The organism is Brevibacterium sp. K72 (assembly GCF_050562175.1).
GTDB classification, from domain to species: Bacteria; Actinomycetota; Actinomycetes; order Actinomycetales; family Brevibacteriaceae; genus Brevibacterium; species Brevibacterium casei.
The window spans coordinates 760,187-777,218 of the sequence record NZ_CP191582.1 but is presented as its reverse complement, the minus strand read 5'-3'; the positions used below and the strand labels follow the sequence as shown (position 1 = coordinate 777,218).

16 protein-coding genes are annotated in these 17,032 nt (G+C 69.3%); 10 read left to right on the top strand and 6 right to left on the bottom strand.

Going from position 1 to position 17,032, the window contains the following annotated elements:
* Positions 1–252: 252 nt before the first annotated feature.
* Positions 253–1,653 (bottom strand): sugar porter family MFS transporter, encoded by a 1,401-nt coding sequence (locus ACQ1RG_RS03420; RefSeq protein ID WP_009376540.1) that lies wholly within the window; start codon positions 1,651–1,653, stop codon positions 253–255.
* A gap of 116 nt (positions 1,654–1,769) precedes the next feature.
* Here ACQ1RG_RS03420 and ACQ1RG_RS03415 point away from each other — a divergent pair, with 116 nt between their 5' ends.
* Genes ACQ1RG_RS03415 through ACQ1RG_RS03385 form a run of 7 tightly spaced genes read left to right on the top strand, consistent with a single transcriptional unit; the run spans position 1,770 to position 8,280 of the window.
* Positions 1,770–2,699, top strand: a complete 930-nt coding sequence (locus tag ACQ1RG_RS03415) for an SIS domain-containing protein (protein WP_009376538.1) — start codon at positions 1,770–1,772, stop codon at positions 2,697–2,699.
* Complete coding sequence (locus tag ACQ1RG_RS03410) at positions 2,696–3,640, top strand: ROK family protein (protein WP_009376536.1); 945 nt, start codon at positions 2,696–2,698, stop codon at positions 3,638–3,640. The genes ACQ1RG_RS03415 and ACQ1RG_RS03410 overlap by 4 nt, the downstream gene beginning before the upstream one ends.
* On the top strand, positions 3,637–4,773 hold the full coding sequence (locus ACQ1RG_RS03405) for a 1-phosphofructokinase family hexose kinase (RefSeq protein WP_009376534.1): 1,137 nt from the start codon (positions 3,637–3,639) through the stop codon (positions 4,771–4,773). Before ACQ1RG_RS03410 ends, ACQ1RG_RS03405 begins: the two co-directional genes overlap by 4 nt.
* Positions 4,770–5,711: a class II fructose-bisphosphate aldolase gene (locus tag ACQ1RG_RS03400; RefSeq protein WP_009376533.1), complete on the top strand. Its 942-nt coding sequence runs from the start codon at positions 4,770–4,772 to the stop codon at positions 5,709–5,711. Before ACQ1RG_RS03405 ends, ACQ1RG_RS03400 begins: the two co-directional genes overlap by 4 nt.
* A 46-nt stretch (positions 5,712–5,757) precedes the next feature.
* Entirely contained in the window at positions 5,758–6,558 is an 801-nt protein-coding gene (locus tag ACQ1RG_RS03395; protein WP_009376531.1) for a DeoR/GlpR family DNA-binding transcription regulator, read from the top strand.
* The gene (locus ACQ1RG_RS03390) at positions 6,555–7,757 is read left to right on the top strand and encodes an N-acetylglucosamine-6-phosphate deacetylase (protein ID WP_009376527.1); all 1,203 of its coding nucleotides are present in this window, start codon (positions 6,555–6,557) and stop codon (positions 7,755–7,757) included. The genes ACQ1RG_RS03395 and ACQ1RG_RS03390 overlap by 4 nt, the downstream gene beginning before the upstream one ends.
* Before the next feature lie 52 nt (positions 7,758–7,809).
* Positions 7,810–8,280 carry an isochorismatase family protein gene (locus tag ACQ1RG_RS03385; protein WP_009376526.1) on the top strand — a complete coding sequence of 157 codons (471 nt, stop codon included), beginning with the start codon at positions 7,810–7,812 and terminating at the stop codon, positions 8,278–8,280.
* A gap of 116 nt (positions 8,281–8,396) precedes the next feature.
* On the opposite strand, the gene ACQ1RG_RS03380 is transcribed toward ACQ1RG_RS03385, so the two are convergent.
* A complete protein-coding gene (locus tag ACQ1RG_RS03380) occupies positions 8,397–9,329 on the bottom strand; it encodes a hypothetical protein (RefSeq protein WP_201671876.1) in 933 nt (310 codons plus the stop codon).
* 568 nt (positions 9,330–9,897) lie between these two features.
* Between ACQ1RG_RS03380 and ACQ1RG_RS03375 the strand changes: the two genes are divergently transcribed.
* The 3 genes from ACQ1RG_RS03375 (at position 9,898) to ACQ1RG_RS03365 (ending at position 12,826) form a co-directional block, all read left to right on the top strand.
* Positions 9,898–10,551: a hypothetical protein gene (locus ACQ1RG_RS03375; protein WP_063249558.1), complete on the top strand. Its 654-nt coding sequence runs from the start codon at positions 9,898–9,900 to the stop codon at positions 10,549–10,551.
* 288 nt (positions 10,552–10,839) lie between these two features.
* The gene (locus ACQ1RG_RS03370; RefSeq protein WP_063249562.1) at positions 10,840–11,448 is read left to right on the top strand and encodes a copper chaperone PCu(A)C; all 609 of its coding nucleotides are present in this window, start codon (positions 10,840–10,842) and stop codon (positions 11,446–11,448) included.
* A gap of 28 nt (positions 11,449–11,476) precedes the next feature.
* On the top strand, positions 11,477–12,826 hold the full coding sequence (locus ACQ1RG_RS03365; protein ID WP_156491140.1) for a Dyp-type peroxidase: 1,350 nt from the start codon (positions 11,477–11,479) through the stop codon (positions 12,824–12,826).
* 17 nt (positions 12,827–12,843) lie between these two features.
* Here the strand turns inward: ACQ1RG_RS03365 and ACQ1RG_RS03360 are convergent, their stop codons facing one another.
* The 4 genes from ACQ1RG_RS03360 to ACQ1RG_RS03345 form a co-directional block, all read right to left on the bottom strand.
* On the bottom strand, positions 12,844–13,398 hold the full coding sequence (locus tag ACQ1RG_RS03360; RefSeq protein ID WP_063249564.1) for a methylated-DNA--[protein]-cysteine S-methyltransferase: 555 nt from the start codon (positions 13,396–13,398) through the stop codon (positions 12,844–12,846).
* A 114-nt stretch (positions 13,399–13,512) separates the two neighbouring features.
* Positions 13,513–14,418: a glycine betaine ABC transporter substrate-binding protein gene (locus ACQ1RG_RS03355; protein WP_009376515.1), complete on the bottom strand. Its 906-nt coding sequence runs from the start codon at positions 14,416–14,418 to the stop codon at positions 13,513–13,515.
* Between the two features lie 40 nt (positions 14,419–14,458).
* Positions 14,459–15,403 (bottom strand): ABC transporter permease, encoded by a 945-nt coding sequence (locus tag ACQ1RG_RS03350; RefSeq protein WP_063249565.1) that lies wholly within the window; start codon positions 15,401–15,403, stop codon positions 14,459–14,461.
* Positions 15,403–16,695: a quaternary amine ABC transporter ATP-binding protein gene (locus tag ACQ1RG_RS03345; protein ID WP_063249566.1), complete on the bottom strand. Its 1,293-nt coding sequence runs from the start codon at positions 16,693–16,695 to the stop codon at positions 15,403–15,405. Before ACQ1RG_RS03345 ends, ACQ1RG_RS03350 begins: the two co-directional genes overlap by 1 nt.
* Positions 16,696–17,032: the final 337 nt, after the last annotated feature.

The following is a 17,032-nucleotide window of genomic DNA, read 5'->3' as shown; positions in this document are numbered from 1 at the left end:
GGGCGGGAGCCTCGCTACGGCCCGCACGCCGGCTCTGGACACCACGCCCACGCGCGCTGGCCACCACATCCACGCGCGCTGGCCACTTCACCCACCCCCGGTTGTGGTCGATGAACCGAGGAATTTGGGCCGAATTCGGCCGTTTCGCCTCAATCTGCGACCGCAACCGGGCTGGGTGAGCTGCGACAGCGACCGCAACCAGGTGGCTCGGCACCGAGCTGAGTCCGTGACGGCAGCCTGGGTGGCTGAGCCCTACTTCGTCGCGGTCCGCATCTCCGTCGGCCACTTCGCGCCGTTGGCCCAGTAAGCGGAGATCTCCGAGAGGTCGCGGCCCTTGGTCTCGGGAGCGAAGCGGAGGACGAAGAGGAACGCAAGCACCGCGAGACCGCCGAAGACGAGGAAGACTCCCGCGCCGCCGATGAGCTCGAGGAGGCCGGGGAAGAACTGGGCGACGATCGCATTGGCCACGAGGTCGGCGGTGAGCATGAGAGAGGCGCCCAGCGCCCGGTACTTCGCCGGGAACGTCTCACCCGCGTAGACCCAGACGAGGGAACCGAAGCCGAAGGTGTAGCCCATCGTGAAGGCGATGATGCCGATGACGCCGAAGACCGTGCCCCCGGTCGTGCTGCCGGCCTCGCCGCCGAGGCTGAAGACGAGGACGAGGACGAGGGTCGAGACGATCATGATCCCGATGCCCGTGAGGAGGACGGGACGCCGCCCGAGCCGGTCGACGATGAACATCGAGACGATGACGGCGATGAGCGCGAAGGTCTGGACGACGGCCGGCAGGCCGAGGAGCGCGCCGTAGCCGCTGAAACCCATCGACTCGAAGATCGAGGGGGCGTAGTAGATCGTCGCGTTGATGCCGGTGATCTGGATGAAGAAGCCGAGCCCGATGACGAAGAGCGTCGCCCTGAGCAGGTGGCCGCGGAACATGTCGACGAGCCGACCGCTCTCCTGGTTGAGCTCGTCGCGGATGAGGCCGAGGTCCCGGTCGACATCGCGATCGGGGTCGAATTCGCGGAGGGCGGCGGCCGCCTCGGCGTCGCGTCCCTTGAGCATGAGCCAGTGCGGCGTCTCACGGACGCGGAAGAGGAGGATGAGGACGATCGCGGCAGGCACGGCCGCGAGGCCGAGCATGAGCCGCCACGACTCGATGAGCGCGAGGCCCCAGCACACGAGGTAGCCGGCGATGATGCCGATGACCGTCGTCACCTGGTAGGCGACGAGGAGGCCGCCGCGGACCTTCGTCGGGGAGGACTCGGCGATGAAGACGGGGACGACGGCCAGGGCGATGCCGATGGCCACGCCGAGGAAGAGCCGGGCGATGAGCAGCGAGAGGTAGCCGGGGGCGATGCCGGAGATGATCGAGAAGACGATGTAGCCGCCGGCGATGAGGAACATCGACTTCTTGCGCCCGATCGCGTTCGACAGCGGACCGCCGATGATCGCGCCGACGATCTGCCCGATGACGACCGCGGTGGCGAGTCCGCCGAGCTCGGCGGTATTCAGTCCGAGGTCGCCCTCGATGAAGAGGAGGGCGCCGGCGATGTTCGAGATGTCGTATCCGTACGTGATGCCGAGGGCGACGGCGGCGAATGCGACGATGGTGACGAGCCGCGGTGCCTGCCGCAGGTCGGTGAGAAATGCCACGTGACTGCTCCTTTGCGAGTTTTCCTTCTCTGACCGTACACGAAAACTACCCCGATGTCGCGTAATGTGTCATGATAGTGATTGATTGAATCAGAAAACGATCAAGGGAGTGCGCAATGTCGATTGCCGGAGAATTCATGGCGGAGGAGCTCCGCAGTCAGCCGGAGACGTGGGAGCGCACGCTCTCCCTCTCCGTCCCCGAGACCGCGGTGCCGGCGGACGGTGAGCGGGTCGCCGTCATCGGATGCGGATCGTCGTGGTTCGCCTCGCAGATCTACGCGAACCTCCGCGAGACCGCAGGGCAGGGTGAGACCGACGCCTTCACCGCGAGCGAGTACCCGTTCGATCGCAGCTACGACCGCGTCGTCGCGATCTCCCGCTCGGGGACGACGACCGAGGTCGTCGATGCGCTCGAGCGCCTCCGCGGATCGGTTCCCGTCACCGCGATCGTCGGCGGCGCAGACTCCCCGATCGGTGAGCGCTCGAACGACGTCATCGCCCTCGACTTCGCCGATGAGCGCTCCGTCGTCCAGACCCGGTTCTGCACGTCGACGATCGCCCTCCTGCGCTCGTGGGCGGGCGGCGCCGAGGCGCTCGGCACTGCGGTCTCCGATGCGCAGGCCGTGCTCGAGGGGATCTCGGAGGACTTCACGGAGTTCGATCCCGCGATACTCGACGACGCGCTCATCGATGCCGAGCAGTACAGCTTCCTCGGCATGGGCTGGACCTGGGGCCTGGCCAATGAGGCCGCACTCAAGCTGCGCGAGTCCGCGCAAACCTGGACCGAGTCGTACTCGTCGATGGAGTACCGCCACGGACCCATCGCGATCGCCGCACCCGGCCGCGTGACCTGGCAGTACGGCGAGGCACCGGACGGTCTCAAGGACCAGGTCGAGGCGACGGGCGCCCGCTTCGTCTCCTCCGACCGCGACCCGCTGGCCGAGCTCGTCCGCCTCCACGCGCTCGCCCTGACCAAGGCCAGGCGCCTCGGCGTCGACCCCGACCACCCGCGCTCGCTCACCCGCTCGGTCATCCTCGACTCATGACCACGCGGGCCGAGATCCTCCGCGTCGCCGACGGCCGCAGCCTCGGACCCGGTCCGATCGCGCTCGCCGTCGACGTCGGCGGGACGGGGATGAAGGCGGCGCTCTTCGATGCCGACGGCCGCCTCGTCGAGGCGATGACCGCCCCGACCCCGGAGTGCACGGATTCCGCCGCCCGCGAGATCGTCGACCTCGTCGCCGACCTCCACGCCGAGTTCGCACGCACGCAGCCGGAGCACCGGGTCGCCGAGGCGGCGGTGGTCCTGCCCGGCATCGTCGACGAGGCGACGGGGACCGGAGTGTTCTCGGCGAACCTCGGATGGCGCAACGTCGCGTTCTCTCAGGTCCTCACCGACCGCCTCGGCGTGCCGGTCGCGGTCTCCCACGACGTCCGCTCGGCCGGGCGGGCCGAGTTCGCGCTCACCGAGGGGATGCCCGAGAACGCCGCGATGGTGACGATCGGGACCGGCATCGCCGCCGCGGTCATGGTCGAGGGCCGCCTCATCTCCGCCGGCGGCTATGCGGGAGAGGTCGGCTTCTCCGAGGTGAGCGTCGATACGGCCGAGGGTCCGTTCCGCGGACCCATCGAACACATCGCTTCGGCCGCCGCGATCGCCCGCCGGTACTCGACCCGCAGCGGAACCGCCGTGTCCGGCTCGCTCGATGTGCTCGCCGCCATGCATGAGGGCGACCGGATCGCCGCCGCCGTGTTCGCCGAGGCGGTCGACGCCCTCGGAGCGATGTGCGCCCAGCTCGTCGCCGTCGTCGCCCCCGAGGCGATCGTCTTCGGGGGAGGGCTGAGCAGCGCCGACGAACTCCTCGACGGGGTCGACTCCGCCCTGCGCTCCCGACTCGACTTCCACCGGGCCCCGCGCATCCGCCGCGCGAGCCTCGGCCCCGTCGCCGGGCTCATCGGCGCCGGACTGCTCACGAGGCACCGATGACGGTCGGCACCGCCCGTGCGGACACCGACGCGCCCGTCGTCGCCGTCCTCACCCTCAGCCCCGCCCTCGACCTCACCGTCGACGTCGGCGAACTCACGCTGGGGCGCTCCCATCGTGTCGCGCCCGCCGCCGAGGTGCTCGGGGGCAAGGGCGTCAACGTCGCCCGGGTGCTCGCCGCCCTCGGCGTCCCCGTCGTCGCCCTCGGTCCGGTCGCGGGCGAGCACTGGCCGGAGGAGGCGTCCGGCGAGGCGGGTCACTCGAGCGTTCTCACCTGGGACCTCACCCCCACCTCGGCGCCCCTGCGGCGCAGCATCGCCGTCGTCGAGGATTCGGGTCGGGCGACCCTGGTCAACGAGTCGGGGCACCCGCACACCGGTGAGGTGTGGGAGGCGGTGCGGGCTGGCGTCCGCGCGCGCCTCGCCGATCCTGCACTCCGCGTCCTCGTCATCTCGGGGTCGACGCCGCCGGACTGCCCGGACGATCTCGTGCCCGGACTCATCGCCTCAGCCCATGCCGCCGGCGTCGAGGTCGTCGTCGACACCTCGGGTCCCGCACTGCTCGCCGCCGTGCGGGCCGGGGCCGACTGGGTCAAACCGAACGACGACGAGATCGCGGCGCTGTTCGCCCGCGACGGCAGGCCCGACCGTGCAAGCGCGCCCGGGGACCTCCTCGCGGATGCCGGGCGCCTCGTCGACGCCGGGGCAGGACACGTCCTCCTCTCGCTCGGCGCCGCGGGCATGGTCCTCATCGACGACCAGGGTCCGCGGCTGCGCGCCCGCCTCGATGAGACCCTCCACGGCAATCCGACCGGCGCCGGCGACGCCGCGGTCGCCGCCCTCGCGTGGGTCCGCAGTGAGCGTCCGCCGACCGAGCCGGTCGAGGATCCGACCGGGCAAGCGCCCGAGGCGCTCCCGGCAGACCCGGCCGCCGGGTCCGCCCCGCGCTCGCGCACGGGAACGGCCGGCCGCCTCGGCGAGGATGAGGTCAGGGACATCCTCACCCGCGCGGTCGCGGTCTCAGCGGCAGCCGTGCTCATGCCCCAAGCCGGGCAGATCCCCGAGAACTGGCGCGACCTGCGCGCCCGCGTCCTCACCGAGGACGCCACGACGAAGCGAAGCGGAGACCGACCATGACGACGGCATCGATGAACGCCCTGCTCGCCGAGGCGGCCGAGGCGGGCACCGCGGTGGGGGCATTCAACGTCATCCACCTCGAGTCCGCGGAGGCGATCGCGACCGGCGCCGAGGCGGCCGGGCGTCCCGTGATCATGCAGATCTCCGAGAACTGCGTGCGCTACCACGGTGGACTCGCCCCGATCGCACGGGCCACGCAGGCGATCGCCGCGTCCGCGACCGTGCCCGTCGCCGTCCACCTCGATCATGCGACGGACGTCGGACTCGTCACGGAGGCGATCGAGCTCGGCTTCGACTCCGTGATGTTCGACGGCGCCCACCTCGCCTACGACGTCAACTGCCAGACGACCGCCGAGGTGGTCCGCAGCGCCCACAACCGCGGCATCGCTGTCGAAGCCGAGCTCGGGGAGATCGGCGGCAAGGACGGGGCACATGCTCCCGGCGTCCGCACCGACCCCGCGGAAGCCGTCGAGTTCGCGGCGCTCACCGGCGTCGATGCACTCGCCGTCGCCGTCGGCAGCTCGCACGCGATGCGCGAGCGCACGAGCCGTCTCGACCTCGACCTCATCGTCCGCCTCGCCGGCGTCGTGCCCGTCCCGCTCGTCCTCCACGGCTCCTCGGGCGTCGCCGACGCCGAGATCCGCCGCGGCATCGCCGCCGGGATGCGCAAGATCAACGTCTCCACGCACCTCAACGCCGTCTTCACCGCCGCGGTGCGCGAGACCCTTGTCGAGCACCCCGACCTCGTCGATTCGCGGAAGTACCTTGCCCCGGCCCGGGAGGCGTTCGCCGCCGAGGTGGCCCGCCTCCTCGCCCTCTTCGCCGGGGAGACTGACGCGCCCACCGCGCGGGAGCCTGACGCGCCTGCCGCGGGGGAGGCTGCCGCGCCCGCAGACGGCGAACGCACCGCCTCCCGCACGCAGGAGTCCGAGGCGTGAGCATCGAGGTTTGCCAAACCCGTGCACGAGGCCCGAGAGTGGCACTATGAGCCCGCGTGAAGACCGCCTCGACCGCATTCTCGCGCGCCTCGACCGGGACAGCACCGTCGGAGTCGAAGCGCTGAGCGAGGAGCTCGGGGTGTCACTGGCCACCGTGCGCCGCGACCTCGACCTCCTCGAGCAGCGGCGCCTCCTCGAGCGCACCCACGGCGGTGCGAGCAGGCGGAACGTCGACTACGACCTCTCCCTGCGCTACAAGGAGGCCGCTGCGACCGAGGCGAAGGCCGCGATCGCCCGGGCCGCGGTCGCCCGGATCACTCCCGGGTCGGTCATCGGACTCTCCGGCGGGACGACGACGTTCATGGTCGCCGACGCCCTCAGCCAGCGCGACGACCTCCTCCACGACCTCACGATCGTCACCAACGCCGTCGACATCGCCCACAAGCTCGCCGTCCATCCGGGGATCAAGGTCATCGTCTGCGGTGGGGTCATCAACGCCTCGAGCTTCGAACTCGTCGGCTCATTCGTCGACGCGGTGCTCCGCGGCATCTGGATCGACCTCGCGTTCATCGGCGTCCACGCGTTCTCGGCGACCGCCGGGGGGACGACGGCGAACGAGGACGAAGCGTACGTCAACCGGCTCATGGCGCAGCGCGCGGAGCGGGCCATCGTCGTCGCGGACTCCTCGAAGTGCGGCCGCCGGTCCTTCGCCTCGGTGGGCGGGACCGAGGTGTTCGAGGAGATCATCACCGACGACAGCCTCGGCGAGGATGAGCTGCGGGAGCTCACGGCTGCCGGCTACGCCGTCGATCTCGCCCCCACCCGGCCGGAAGGAGAGCGGCGATGAGCGCGGTCTCCGAGACCATGTCGACTCCGGCCGAGGCGATCGTCCACGACGCCGTCATCCTCGACAGCGACCCGGCGACGTATTCGACGGACTTCGCCGACACGTGGCTCGCGGTCGCCGGCGGCACCGTCCTCGCCCGCGGGCGGGGAGCACACTGGCAGAGTCTCGCAGGCCCGGACACGGAGGTCGTCGACGCCGCCGGCGCCCACCTCGCACCCGCGTTCGTCGACATGCACGTCCACGGCGCGGGGGGACACAACGTCGAGGACGGGCCGGACCACCTCGGCGAGATCCTCGCCGTCCACCGCGCCCACGGCACCCGGGCGCTCACCCTCTCCTTCGTCTCCGACAGGATCGACCCGCTGGCTGCGTCGCTCACGGCCGGTGCCCGGGCCGCACGCGGCCGGCCCGACATCCTCGGCCTCCACGCGGAGGGTCCGTTCCTCTCCCCGGATTTCAAGGGCGCCCACGCACCCGAGGTGCTCACCCCTCCCACCGCCGAGGCGGTCGACCGGATCCTCGAGGCCGCCGACGGTGAACTCCTCCAGGTCACCCTCGCCCCCGAACTGCCCGGCGCGCTCGACGCGATCGGTCGGTTCGCCTCGGCGGGGGTGAAGGTCGCCGTCGGACACACGGCCGCCGGATACGACGAGACGGCACGCGCCTTCGACGCCGGGGCGAGCATCCTCACGCACGTCTTCAACGGGATGCCCGGCATCCACCACCGGGCGCCGGGTCCGATCCTCGCCGCCCTCGACGCCCCGCACGTCACGCTCGAACTCATCAACGACGGCACCCATGTCCAGGCACCGGCGGCGCGGATGATCACCGAGCTCGCCCCCGGCCGGGTCGCGCTCATCACCGATGCGATGGCGGCGACCGGCATGGGCGACGGCGACTACCTCCTCGGGTCGCTGCCGGTGCGGGTGAGGGACTCGGTCGCGCGGGTCCGGCACGCCGACGGGTCGGTCGGGTCGATCGCCGGGTCGACGCTGACCATGGACGAGGCACTGCGCCGGGCCGTCGCCGAGGTGGGGATGAGTCCCATCGCCGCCGTCCAGGCCGCGAGCCTCGTGCCGCTGCGGGCGCTCGGCCTCGTCGATCCCGAGGTCCACAGCCTGCTCCGGGTCGGTAAGCCCGCCGACTGCGTCCTCCTCGACGCCGACATGCGACTGCAGAGGGTGTGGCTCGGGGACTGAGCGAGGCGGCCCCGATGCTCCCGCGTGGGCATCTCGTGGGAGGATGGTGCGCATGGATGCTCTGCTCCTCATCGACACGGACGACACCGGCTTCACCTCGGACCAGGCGATCGAGACCCTCGGCGGCATCGTCGGGCGCACGCGCGCGGTCGGCGGGGTGCTCATCTTCGCCTCGACGAAGGACGAGCTCACCGACCGCGAGGATGCGGAGATCAGCGTCTTCGGGCCCGACGAGGAGGACCTCGTGCTCCGCTCGGACAACCCCGACATCTTCGAAGGCGTCGACGACCTCGCCGCCGGCCTCCACGACATGGCCGTCGACCGCATCGTCGTCGCCGGCGTCGACGACTCGCCCGGCGCGGTGTGGGCCTCGGCGATGGCGGCCCTGGTCTGCAACTTCGACGTCATCGTCCTCTCCGACTCCGTCGTCGACGCCGACGGCAACCCCGTGACCTGGGCGGCGGACGCCGAGGCGGCGGGCGCGATGGTCAAGCGCACCGAGGACACCTGGCTGCGCATGTGATCGCGCGACGGCTGGGATTCCCTGGTCGCTTCTTCCGAAAGTGGTCGAAGAACCGAGGGAAATCGGCCGAAATGCGCGATTCTCCACGGTTCTTCGACCGCAGATGCGCCCTCAGCTCAGAGCACACCCCTCGCGGCGAGATGTCCGCGGATGCTGCGCTCGAGGCGGGCACGGTTCGTCCGCGAATTCACCCTGATGATCAACCAACCCTCCGCGGCCAGAGCGTTGACCCGTTGGATGTCGTCGTCCCACTGGTGCTTATCGGTGCGATGGTGGTCTCCCTCGTACTCGAGGCCGAGGCGCGCCCGTTCGTACCCGAGGTCGGGATGGATATCCCTCCCCAGCTCGCGGCACCACACAGCAGGGTGTATCTCCGGCTCGGGCAGCCCGACCGAGATCGCCCACAGGCGCAGGTCGGTCTCCTGCGGAGAGTCCACGCCCGGCCGGATGAGCTCGAGCGCGGCAGAGGCGGTCCTCCGCGCGCGGACCACGCTGCGGGACGCGAAGTGCGCGGCGATGTCGTCTGCCGTGCACAGCGGCGGGCCGTGCCATGAGCCGATCATCGCGTCTCCGGCTTGGACGAGCTCATCCCGCGTGAGGATCGTCGCCAGCTGAAGGAACAGGACCGGTGGAGTGATGATCCGGTGTCCGAGGAGGGTCGCTGCGGCGAAGTCGTTCGTCCGGTGGAGGACGACGCCGGGGCGGCGGATCCGCTGGTCCCTGTCCGCGGTGGCGACGTGAAGCAACTGGTCTCCGAGTCGGCGGGGCAGCGGCAGACCGAAGAGGCGGGCAGCGGATGCGTGGCTGGCAGCGATCTCCGGGTGGATGAGCTGGAGGGCCCTGAGCGATTCGCTGGTGGTCTCCCATTCTGTATCAGCCCATTGAGGAACCCGGCGGACATCGAACTCGCCCGGGGCGACTCGGATCCCGTGGATGATCCGCGGCGCGATCTCGGTGTTCCGCAGGCCCCATTCCGTCACGCCGTTGTCCGCTGCGTCGCGACTGCGGTAGAGCCTCTGTGTCCTGCGTCTCTCGAAGTGTCCCTGCATGCCGCCGATGGTGACCGTCCGAGGCGAGGACGGAAAGGTCCGGAGACGCACCTGTGGACAGGAACCGTCGTCCACAGCGCCGGTGCGCCCGAGTCGAGCATCTGCGCAGACGAGTCGGCCGCCGACACCGGCCGACCACCGCAGCAGACCTCAGCAATGCCGGTTCACCTGCGTCGATGCCCGCCTCAGTTGTGGTCGAAGAACCGTGGATAATCGGGCATTTCGGCCGATTTCCCTCGGTTCTTCGACCACAAACAGAAGACAGCCTGTGGAGGCAGCGCACACGAGTGGAGGCTGCCGACCGGCCTCAGCCACCCGAATCCGTCCTGCCCGACACCAGCCCGACACCCGGTCGCGGCCTGCCCGCCACCAGCCCGCCACCCGGTCGCGACCACCCCGCCACCTGCCCGCGCATTGTCCGCTGCGCGGTTCCCGGCGTTCACCTCCGGTCGGTACACTTCTTCGGGGCCGACGGTGCGCTGCCGCCGACTGGCACGCCGCACGCCCCGGTTCTACACTGAGTAGAAGGTCCGGAAAGCCTGAGCGAGTCCTGAAGTGAGGAGGTGGCATGACCGGCTGGCACAAGTCCGTTCGTGCTCTCTTCGCCGCACTCATCACCACGCTCCTCGCCCAGCTCATGCACGTCGGCGCGGGCGGAGACTTCTCCGTCCTCGGCACCGGCTTCGTCTTCGTCTTCGTCCTCTGGGCAGCGATGATCCTCGCCGGACGCCGTCTCGGCCACCTCTCGCTCATGGCGATCATCGGCCTCGGACAGATCCTCATGCACGTCTCGATGGGGTGGTTCGGGTCGATGAGCCACGCCGCTGGCCAGTCCGCGGGCTCGCCGCAGATGGCCGGGATGTCGGCGAGCGAGCACGCGATGATGAGCCAGCCGGCTGGGTCGCTCGACCTCAGCCAGGCCGCTGCGATGAGCCAGACGATGGATCACTCCAACGGCGCGGGCGTGCCCATGGTCATCGCCCACCTCGTCGCCATCGTCATCACCGCCTTCATCCTCAAGCGCGGCGAGGACCTCGTCTTCAGCATCCTCCAGCTCGCGGTCGGCCCCGTCCTACTCGCGATGCGCGCCCTCGTGCTCGCCCGCCGCACGCTCGCGGCCGCGGACACCCGCGTCGTCCTCGAGGTCTGCGCGCTTCCCGCCACGATCGCGACCGCGGTCATCGGCCCGAACTATCGCCGCGGACCTCCCGCACTCGTCTGACACCTCACCCACCGGCAGTCCGTCGCGGCCCCATGCCGTCGACGTCGTGCTGCCCGGCACCATCGGCATTCGCCGCCTGGTCCCTGCGGTCATCCACCCGTGCAGCCGTCCTCTGCCTCGCCGAGGCGGACGGCACCTGACCACGGACGGATGTGCCCGCGTCGGCCGCGCCGTTCCCGGCCCCGCCGTCGTCGGCCATGACCCTCCGGTGTGCGCACGAGCGCATCGGACGACCGCAGCAGACCGCGTCGAGTGCCACCGAAAGACAGACTCAGAAAGTGCAGACTCATGCGTAAGAACATCATCACCTCCGTCCTCCCCGCCGCGGCCATCTCCGCCGCCCTCGTCCTCGGTCTCAGCGCGTGCGGACAGAACGACACGAGCGAGCCGGAGGCCGCGAGCACCTCGCAGGCCGCCTCGGCGTCCCTGACCCTCGGCGATGCCTGGGTCAAGACCGCTGAGGAGGGCATGACCGGTGTCTTCGGAACCCTGGAGAACACCACCGACAAGGACATCAACCTCGTCGCCGCGAAGTACGACGGCGCCGGCATGGTCCAGCTCCACGAGACCGTCGACGACGGCACCGGCACGATGACCATGCGCGAGAAGAAGGGCGGATTCGTCATCCCCGCAGGCGGCTCCTTCGTCCTCGAGCCCGGCGGCAACCACATCATGGTCATGGATCTCAAGCAGCCGATCAAGGCCGGCGAGGAGATCGACGTCCAGCTCGTCACCGCCGATGACGAGACCATCCCCGTCAAGGCGATCGCCAAGGACTACTCGGGCGCGCAGGAGACCTATGCCCCCGGCGAGGCCGAGGCCGGCAAGGACGGCGAGAAGTCCGAGAAGGACGGCATGGGCGACATGAGCGGTATGGACATGTCCGGTGACAAGTGACCCCCGCTCGCCGGACCATGAACCAGAGGTGACTCCCAGCTCCGACCCGGCCTCCGAGCCGCGGTCGGGTGGGGACGCCGACGCCCAGGCGCCCACCGCCCGCTCCGGCTTCAGCCGCCGACGCCTCATCGCGTCGGCGGCCGTCGCCGGCGGCGCCGGGGCCGTCGGATCCCTCGCCGGCTTCGCGATCGGCCGTCAGGCCGATGCGAAGGAGGACGCTCAGCCGCAGCGCGACACCCAGGGTGCCAACGGGATCGTCACCGTGCCCTACTTCGGTGAGCACCAGGCCGGGGTCGAGACGATGCCGCAGGCCCACGGGGAGTTCCTCTCCTTCCAGCTCAAACCGGGGTCGACCGCCGCCGAGGTGGTCCGCTGGCTGCGTCTGCTCACCGCGGACGCCGCGGCGCTCACCCAGGGAACGGCGCCGTTGGCGGATTCGGAACCCGAACTCGCGAACGACCCTGCGGGCCTGACGGTGACCTTCGGCTTCGGTCGGGGAGTCGTCGCGACGAAGGGTGCCGGGGCCGTTCCCGAGTGGCTGGCTCCGCTCGAGAAGTTCTCGATCGACCGTCTCGACCCGCAGCGGTCGAAGGGCGATCTGCTCGTGCAGATCTGCGGTGACGACCCGATCACGGTCGCGCACGCCCGCCGCATGATCTGGAAGGACTCGCGTTCGTTCGCCGAGGTGGCGTGGCAGCGCACGGGATTCCGTCGGTCGTACGGGACCAAGGGCGAGGGGAAGACGCAGCGCAACCTCTTCGGCCAGCTCGACGGCACGGCGAGTCCGACCCCCGGCACCGAGGACTTCACCCGCCTCGTGTGGGGGAAGGCGAGCGGTCGGGAGAACCCGGTGTTCTCCTCCCGCGGTGAGCCGCCGAGCGATCTCGGCGCGCATCTGCCCGACTGGCTGCAGGGCGGCACGACCCTGGTGCTGCGGGACATCGCGATGAACCTCGAGACCTGGGACGAGGCCGACCGCCCGGGACGGGAGTTCGCGATCGGGCGCACGGTCGGCTCGGGGGCTCCGCTCTCGGGCGGGACCGAGTTCACCGATCCGGATTTCAAGGCCGTCGACAAGCGGGGTCTGACGAAGATCTCCTCGGCCTCGCACATCGCTCGCTCACGCGACGGGCTCGGTCCCGAGGTGCAGATCCACCGCCGCCCGTACAACTACGAGACCGGTGCCGGCGGGGAGACCGGCCTGATGTTCGCGTCCTTCCAGGCCGACATCGAGCGGCAGTTCCTGCCGATCCAGCGCCGCCTCGCCGAGGTGGACCTGCTCAACATCTGGACCGTGCCCATCGCGTCGACGGTGTGGGCGATCCCGCGCGGCGTCCGGGAAGGCGAGTACGTCGGCCAGGCGCTGTTCGAGGGGTGAGCGCGCCGCCGGCCCGCTCAGAAGAGCGGGTTCGGCAGCGCTCCCTCCATCTCGAGCAGCCGTCGCTTGGTCTCGAGGCCCTCGCCGCGGCGTCCGCCCGAATAGCCGCCGAGACCGTCGCCCGCGACGACCCGATGGCAGGGGATGAGCAGCGGCAGCGGGTTGAGGCCCATGATGGTGCCGATCGCCCGGGCCGGGATCGCGGTTCCGGTCCGGGCGGCGAGCTCACCGTAGGTGATCGTGTCCCCGAACGGCACCGTGTCCGTGAGGACGGTGAGGACCGTCGTCGCTGAGGCGGAGAGGCCGTCGAGTCCCAGCGGCAGATCGAACTCGCCGAGGCGGCCGTCGAAGTAGGCCCCCACCTGGCCGAGGGCTTCGGCAAGGAGCGGATCGCGGTCCGCTCCCGAGCCGCCGGACGTGTCGCCTGCTGCGGTCTGCGCGGCACCGAGGTCGCTGTCGTCGACCCATTCGACCCGGACGATCGCCGTGCCCGTGCTCGAGAGCAGCAGCGTGCCGACCGGGGAGGCGAGGGACGCGCGGTGGAGTCCGGTCTCCGGTCTGCTCTGTGTCATCGGTCCGCCTGAGTCTGAGTGAGGAGACGACTGGGCCCGTCGCCTCGCGGTGCGAGCCGACGGGCCCAGTCTATGACCGGTGGCTGACAGGTCAGCCGAGGATGGTCTCAGCGGTCATTCGCTGATCTCCGTGGAGTAGGCGTCCGGGTTGTCCTTGATCCACTGGGCCACGGCCTCGGCCTCCTTGCCCTCGCCGTACTTGTTGACGACCATGTCCTCGAGCGAACCGTACTGCTTGTCATCGAGCTTGATGCCCTTGATGTACTCGGCGGCCTCCGGGTTCTTCTCGGAGAAGCCCTTGGTGCCGAGGAAGTGGAGCGCTTCGGGCTCTCCCATCGCGCCCTTCGGGTCCTCGAGGTCCTTGACGTCGTAGGCGCTGTTCGCCCAGAACGGACGCCACAGGGTGACGACGACCTCTTCCTTCTTGTCGATCTTGTTCTTCAGCTCGGTGAGCATCGTCGCCGTCGACGAGGTGACGAGTTCGTACTCGCCGTCGAGACCGTACTCGGGCATCATCTTGTCCTTCGTCTGCGCGGTGAGACCCGCGCCGGGCTCGATGCCGATGATCTTGCCGTCGAATTCGCTCGCCTTGCCCTTGAGGTCCTCGATCGAGTTGATGTTCGAGTACGAGGGCACCGCAATGGTCAGCTTCGCGTTGTCGTAGTAGGCGCCGAGGTCCTCGAGCTTGTCGCCGTACTCGTCCATGTACTGCTTGTGGGTGACCTCCGGCCACGCCGAGGGGTAGATGTCGACGTCGCCGTTGGCGAGACCCGAGTAGAGGATCGCGGCCTCGGTGATCGTCTCCATCTTGACGTCGTAGCCGAGCTTGGTCAGCTGGTTCTCCAGCAGGTAGGCGGTGCTCAGGCCATCCGTCCAGGATGGGATGAATCCGAGGGTGATGGTGCCCTTGTCGCCTCCGCCGGAGGCGTTGTCCTTGCTGGCCTCCTGGGAGCAGCCGGACAGAGCCAGCGCCAGGGCAGCACCGACGGCGGCGATCTTCGTGACGAAACGCTTCTTCATCGTGGTTTCCTTACTTCTCAGGGTGATGGTCGGATGGTCTTCAGCTCTGGACTCGGTCGATCTCGACGACGTCGACCTCCCGCGGTTGTGCGATCTGCCGGTTCTCCGCCGAGGTGTTCCGGCGACGCTTGAGCATGCCGAGGAGGGAGTTCGGGTAGTCCTTCGCCGAGCCCAGCGCCGCCGTGACGCGGTCGAGGTAGATGGCGAGGATGACGACGCCGAGCCCGGCCTCGATGCCCAGCCGCAGGTTCTGTGTGGCGACGGCTTCGACGACGTTCTTGCCGAGCCCGTCGGCGCCGACGATGCCGGCGATGACGGCCATCGCCAGGGCGAGCATGATCACCTGGTTGATGCCGGCCATGATCGTCGGGGTGGCCAGGGGCAGCTGGACGCCGCGGAGGATCTGGCGAGGCGTGGCACCGAACGCGTATCCGGCTTCGACGGTCTCGGAGTCCACACCGCGGATGCCGAGCTCGGTGAAGCGGACGCCCGGGGGCAGGGCGAAGATCACCGTGGAGACGAGACCCGGGACGACTCCGATGCTGAAGAAGGTCACGGCCGGGATGAGGTAGACGAAGGCCGGCATCGTCTGCATGAAGTCGAGGATCGGTTTGACGATCGCCGAGACCGTGTCGTTGCGTGCGGCGAGGATGCCGACGGGGATCGCGATGATGATCGCGACGAGCGCGGCGAGGACGACGAGGGCGAGCGTCTGCATCGCGGAGACCCACTGGTCCATCGTCATGATGAAGAACAGCGTGATGAGGGTGCCGACGGCGAACTGCCACGACCTCACGAGCAGTCCGAAGAACGCGAGGATGAGGATGATGACGAGCGGATGGAGATCGACGAGCACCTCGGTGAGGGTGTCGACGAGGAAGCGGACGACAAGGGTGATGAAGTCGAAGAGCCAGGCGAGATTGTCCTTGAGCCAGTCGAAGGCGACATCCGCCCACGCACCGACCGGAATTCTGATGTCCTCCATCACAGGGCCTCTCTCTTCACGGCGTCCTCGGTGCCCACGGGGGCGGGTTCGTCGGCGAGCACCTCGTCGATCTCGCTCGCGGCCAGCGGTGGTGCCGGCGCTCGCACCTCTCCGTCCCCGGACTGGTGGCCGAGCGCGGCGAGGAGCGTGGCACGGGGGATCACGCCGACGAGGAGCCCCTGGTCGTCGACGACGGGCAGCGGCAGCGGCGACTCCGCCGACGGGATGAAGAGGTCGATGAGCACATCGTCCGGGGAAGCGACCTGCGCCGGAGGCGCGATGATGCCCTCGAGCGTCCTTGCCCCGGCGCGGATCCGGTCGACGGCGTCGCGGTCGGTGACGACGCCGAGGAAGCGGCGGTCGCGATCGGTGACGTAGACGGCCGAGGAGTACCCGTCGCGCATCGTCCGCAGCGCGACCCTCGGGCCGCTCTGATCGGAGATCACCTGACGCGGCTTCTCCATGACATTGCTCGCGGTGAGCACGCGGGCCCGGTCGACGTCCTGGACGAACTGGGCGACGTAGTCATTCGCCGGGTCGGTGAGGATGTCCTCGGGAGTGCCGATCTGCACGATCCGACCGTTGCGCATGACGGCGATGCGGTCGCCCATGAACATCGCCTCGTTGAGGTCGTGGGTGATGAAGATGATCGTCTTCTTGAACTTGGACTGGAGTTCGACGAGGAGCTCCTGCATCTCACGGCGGATGAGGGGATCGAGGGCGGAGAACGCCTCATCCATGAGGAGGATGTCCGTCTCCGCCGTGAACGCCCGGGCCAGACCGACGCGCTGCTGCATGCCGCCGGAGAGCTGACCGGGGAACTTGTCGCCCCAGCCCTTGAGGCCGACGGCGTTGAGCCAGTAGTCGGCCTTCTCCAGGCGTTGGGCCTTCGGCACCCCGCGGAGTTCGAGCGCATAGGCCGCGTTCTCGCGGACGGTGCGGTGGGGGAGGAGCGCGAAGTGCTGGAACACCATCGAGATGTGCTCGCTGCGGACTCTGCGCAGGGTTCCGGCGTCGGCCTTGGCGATGTCGGTGCCGAGGACCTCGACCGAACCCGACGTCGTCGACCAGAGACCGTTGAGAGTGCGGATGAGCGTCGACTTCCCTGACCCCGAGAGTCCCATGACGACGAAGATCTCACCCGGTTCGACTTCGAAGCTCGCGTCGATGACCGCGGCAGTGCCGAGCTTGGTCAGCTCATCCCGATCGGCGCCCTGTTCGAGGCGCTTGACGACTTCGTTCTGCCGTTTGCCGAAGACCTTGTAGACATGTGACGCTCTGACGACGCTCACGCGCTTCCTCCTTGCAGTCCAGATGCTCCGCAGCCACGAGAGGCGCCACCCTGTCGCGCGGTGAGGCGATGACCAGGTCGATCACGTGGGCCTCACCGCTCACGGAATTCTCTCGATCATTATAGAATTCTCCATGCATTTCAGCGGAAACTTTATTCCTGATATCCGGAGTGTTGTGTTTGACAGGCTATCTCACCAGGGACGATGCAAGTCGGTGTGTTATTTGATCGTTACATTCACAGCGTCGGTCGAGGTTTCCTGACACCTGTTCCGCGCATTTCCCCGCATTCACTGACTTGTGAGTTCGGTTATCGCGGACGTTGTGCGGAATGCTCAG